The organism is uncultured Traorella sp. (genome assembly GCF_944327115.1).
Lineage (GTDB): Bacteria > Bacillota_I > Bacilli_A > Erysipelotrichales > Erysipelotrichaceae > Traorella.
This window is the reverse complement of the sequence record NZ_CALVGS010000006.1, coordinates 1-4,331: the sequence shown is the minus strand read 5'-3', so window position 1 is coordinate 4,331 and position 4,331 is coordinate 1. Positions and strand designations below refer to the sequence as shown.

General features: G+C 37.8%; 6 protein-coding genes. 4 read left to right on the top strand and 2 right to left on the bottom strand.

Annotated features, from left to right (window positions below; translation table 11 throughout):
* Positions 1–25: 25 nt before the first annotated feature.
* Together Q0K35_RS00275 and pgeF are read right to left on the bottom strand one after the other, a co-directional pair.
* Complete coding sequence (locus tag Q0K35_RS00275) at positions 26–523, bottom strand: flavin reductase (RefSeq protein WP_294560521.1); 498 nt, start codon at positions 521–523, stop codon at positions 26–28.
* Between the two features lie 4 nt (positions 524–527).
* A complete protein-coding gene (pgeF, locus tag Q0K35_RS00270) occupies positions 528–1,298 on the bottom strand; it encodes a peptidoglycan editing factor PgeF (RefSeq protein ID WP_294560518.1) in 771 nt (256 codons plus the stop codon).
* A 173-nt stretch (positions 1,299–1,471) separates the two neighbouring features.
* Here pgeF and Q0K35_RS00265 point away from each other — a divergent pair, with 173 nt between their 5' ends.
* From Q0K35_RS00265 to Q0K35_RS00250, 4 genes are all read left to right on the top strand, one after another.
* Positions 1,472–2,005 (top strand): GNAT family protein, encoded by a 534-nt coding sequence (locus tag Q0K35_RS00265; protein ID WP_294560516.1) that lies wholly within the window; start codon positions 1,472–1,474, stop codon positions 2,003–2,005.
* A gap of 85 nt (positions 2,006–2,090) precedes the next feature.
* On the top strand, positions 2,091–2,540 hold the full coding sequence (locus tag Q0K35_RS00260) for a MerR family transcriptional regulator (protein ID WP_294560514.1): 450 nt from the start codon (positions 2,091–2,093) through the stop codon (positions 2,538–2,540).
* A gap of 1 nt (position 2,541) precedes the next feature.
* Entirely contained in the window at positions 2,542–3,531 is a 990-nt protein-coding gene (locus tag Q0K35_RS00255) for an alpha/beta hydrolase (RefSeq protein ID WP_294560512.1), read from the top strand.
* A 197-nt stretch (positions 3,532–3,728) separates the two neighbouring features.
* Positions 3,729–4,331 (top strand): hypothetical protein (locus Q0K35_RS00250; RefSeq protein ID WP_294560510.1); only part of this gene is annotated, 603 nt, incomplete at its 3' end.

The window sequence follows — 4,331 nt, the reverse complement described above, 5'->3', positions numbered from 1 at the left end:
AAAAAAACAGCGACGATAATCGCTGTTAATCTTTCACCAATACTTTTATGATCTCACCGGTATAGACACGATGATAATCTTTTAAAGGATAATTGTTTTTATCAACGCTCGAATCTGTGAACTGACTTGGATCGATATCATAAACGGCAATCTTACGACAGATGATCGTGCATGCTGCCTGATCAAATACCGGTGCATGTTCGATAAACCTTGTTGTAAAGCCGCATGCCTCAGCTTTATTGATATCTCTTCCGGATTTGCTGCCACATAATTTTAAGGCATCCCGATAACTTTCATCAAAGAACGAACAGCTAAAGGTATCATTGTTTTCCATAAACTCATAGGTATAGCGCTGAGGACGTACATAGACATTCATGACATCCTTATTCCACAGATGTCCCATCATGCCCCAGGAAGCTGTCATCATATTAAACTTATCTTCACCGGCTCCTACTAACATCCAATCCTTTTTGATCATTTGAATCACGTTTTTACTGATTTCAGAAGCATTGATTTCTTTCATTTTCTTATCCTTTCAACATAATAAATGACATATGGCGGCCACAATCCTTATCTCTTCTGAATGAGAAGAAATTTTCCGCATTTGAATATGTACAGTTCTTATCAACTGTAATATTCTTCATAGGTACGCCTTCATTCAGACACTGTAAACGATTTAATTCTTTGTTATCAACAAAGCCTTTTTGCGTTGCTTCATTGAAATAATAAGTAGACGAGGTATCAAAGCTCATGGCCTTTACCTTTTCAATCACATCCAATCCTACTTCAAAATTGCTCTGGGTAATGCTGGCACCGATATAAACCTTAAGATTTTCAGGATTCACACCTTCATGCTCCTTTAAATAAGCAATCGACTTAGCGGTAATTTCCTTGACCGTCCCCTGCCATCCGGCATGGATCGCACAAACGATCTCCTTGATTGGATCCGCAATCAATACGGGCACGCAATCGGCATGAAAAACACCTATGCATACACCTTTTTCTTTGGTATATAACGCATCGGTATCATCAATGGCACTTTCATAGTCAAAAACACCCTTGCCCAAATCCTCTTTTGTTACTTCTTTGATATGATCGGAATGTGTCTGCTTGGAAAAGGCACATCGATTTAAATCAATATCCAGATCTTTCGCAAAACGATTTCGGTTGATCATGACAGCTTCTTTTGATTTACAGACATGTAAAGCCATATTAAAAGCTTCCGGCTGTGAAGCCACCTTTAATGTTGTTCCTGCGATATACTGCGCATTATCTCTGACAATAATATATTTTTTCATAAAACTCACCTTTCATTATCTATTATTATATGGAAATAGTACCAAACGATGTCTAAAACATCTAATACCAATATTATACGTGATTTATTTGAAAAAGCAATCATGTTGATTGAAAAAGATACGCAAGCGCCCATGTAAACATGTTATAATAGTGATGATTCAGGAGGTATTTTATGTATTATAAAAAGCTTGTAGGCGAGCATCTGTATCTTTCACCGATGGATATTGAGAATGAAGCGGATATTATGACCAAATGGTTAAATGAGGATCAGGATATTGCTTATTTCAATGGTTTCTATGGAAGTCTTATGGGAGAAGATAAGATTCGTGATATGATGAGCCGATGGAATGAAGGACCTTTTGTTTTCTCAATCGTTTCATTGGAAGATAATGCCTTCATGGGACATATTTCTTTATTCAATATCGCATCTCATGAGCTTCATGTGACCATGGGCATCTATCTTGGAAAAGAATATCGTCATAAAGGTTATGGCAGTGAAGCCATTAAATTATTATGTGATTATATCTTTGATACCCAGCGTTTCAATGCCATTCATTTAGAGGTCTTCGGTTTTAATGAACATGCTGTTAAGGCGTATAAGAAAGCAGGCTTTGTAGAATGTGGACGCTGGCATAAAGCCCTTTATCATTTAGGCGAATATCATGATATCATTCTCATGGAGCTATTAAAAGAAAATTATAAGTAAATCAGTGCAGGCTGATTTATTTTTATTTTATGCTTGACTTAAAGTAAACTTTAACTTATATAATACTGACAAAGGAGGAGGTTATATGTCCTATTCGATTCAGGAAGTTGCCGATATGATGAATGTCAATGCATCTACATTGAGGTATTATGATGCGGAAGGTCTGCTTCCGGATATCAAACGTGTCAATGGCAAACGAGTTTTTGAAGATAAAGATTTTAAGTGGCTGCGCGTGCTGAACTGTATGAAGAATATCCATATGCCCGTGAAAAAGATCAGGGAATATGTGGCACTGGCTCAACAAGGGGATGCAACGCTGCAGAAAAGATATGATATGATCTTAGAACAAAAAAAGAATATCGAGGATCAGATCAAAGAGCTGCAGAATTGCTACAAGGAATTTGAATATAAAGAATGGTATTATAAGACAGCACTTGCTGCCGGAACTGAAAAGGCAGTAGAAAACATAGCGCTGGAAGCACCGACGCTGGAAATTGATCAGATACCTGAAAATTATGGAAAAGGAGGATTTTAATATGAGTGAGCAATTAAATTTAACGATGGAATGGGATAAGACATTCCCGAAAAGTGATAAGGTCAATCACCATAAGGTGACGTTTCATAACCGCTATGGCATCACATTAGCAGCTGATATGTATGAACCTAAGGATTTGCAGGGAAAGATGAGTGCAATTGCGGTATGCGGACCTTTTGGTGCCGTTAAGGAGCAGGCAAGCGGATTGTATGCTCAGACCTTGGCAGAAAGAGGTTTCGTGACTCTTGCTTTTGATCCGTCCTTTACAGGTGAAAGTGGTGGCTTGCCACGTTATATGGCTTCTCCGGATATCAATACGGAAGACTTCCAGGCTGCGGTAGATTTTCTTTCCGTTCAGGAAAATGTGGATCCGGAAAAGATCGGAATCGTTGGTATCTGCGGTTGGGGCGGCATGGCCTTGAATACGGCAGCACTTGATACACGTATCAAAGCAACGGTTGCTTCTACGATGTATGATATGAGCCGTGTCAATGCTCAGGGATATTTTGACGCTGAAAATACACCGGATGCCCGCTATGAAAAAAAGAAGGCATTAAATGCCCAAAGAATCGTAGATTATAAAAACGGCAGTTATGCTCTGGGCGGCGGTGTCGTTGATCCATTGCCGGAGGATGCACCTTTCTTCGTGAAAGATTATCATGCCTACTATAAGACAGAAAGGGGTTATCATCCACGTTCTCTTAATTCAAACAAAGGCTGGAACGTGATTGGCTGCATGTCCTTTTTAAACCAGCCGATCCTCCAATACATTAATGAAATCCGTAATGCCGTCTTACTGATCCATGGTGAAAAGGCACACTCCTGCTACTTTAGTAAAGATGCCTATGCCAATATGATCAAAGATAATCCTTATACGGATAATAAAGAACTGATGATCATTCCAAATGCCGTACATACAGATTTATATGATCAAGTGGATATCATTCCATTTGATAAGATTGAAAAGTTTTTTAAAGAATATTTGAAATAGGGAGTCAATCTCCCTTTTTTTATATATTAGGAAATTTCAATTTTGATGGACAGGAAGATAATGAAAGAGATTGAAAAAAGTTAAGTATATTTATATTATGATATTATGTGTTATTAATTTTGAATTATAGTATCATTATAGTTACTGTTGTGATATAATATCTGTGTGAATTCTCTTTTTTCTATCAAGGAGGCATCATGAAAGTCTTTTCTCTTTCCAACCGTTTCTATTACCGTGAATTCCCTGATCTGAAGAACGTCATTCTTCATGATCTGAGAGTCTATAACCGTGTTCTTCATAAGGCCTATAAATGTCTTTACGATCGTGCCTATAAGGGAGCCTCGTTCAAGGACTGCGAGCTTCATCAGCTTCTTAAAAAGCAGTTTCATCTCAGTGACTATATCCCTCTCTCTGCTACCCATGAAGCCAAGGCCTTGTTAAAAGCGAATGCTTCCTTGAATAACAATCTTATCAGGAAAACAGACAAGAGAATGAAGAGGATCAAAATGAAGATCAAAGAAAAGGAAGCAAAATTAGAAAAGTTCATTTGTGAAAAGGAAAAACTGATTCATAAAACGAAACAGCATGAAACAACAGAAAAGGACTATCTGTATGAAGCAACTGTGATCGATCCTGAAATAAAGAAGCTGAAGAATCAGATCAAATTATTAACATACCGATTAACAAGAGAAGAGCAGAAAAAGGAAAGATACATGGAAAGACCAAAAAGCGTATGTTTCGGAGGGAAAAAGAATCTGAAGCATGATATCGAAGCCTATCGCTATAAGCGCAGAAAAAGG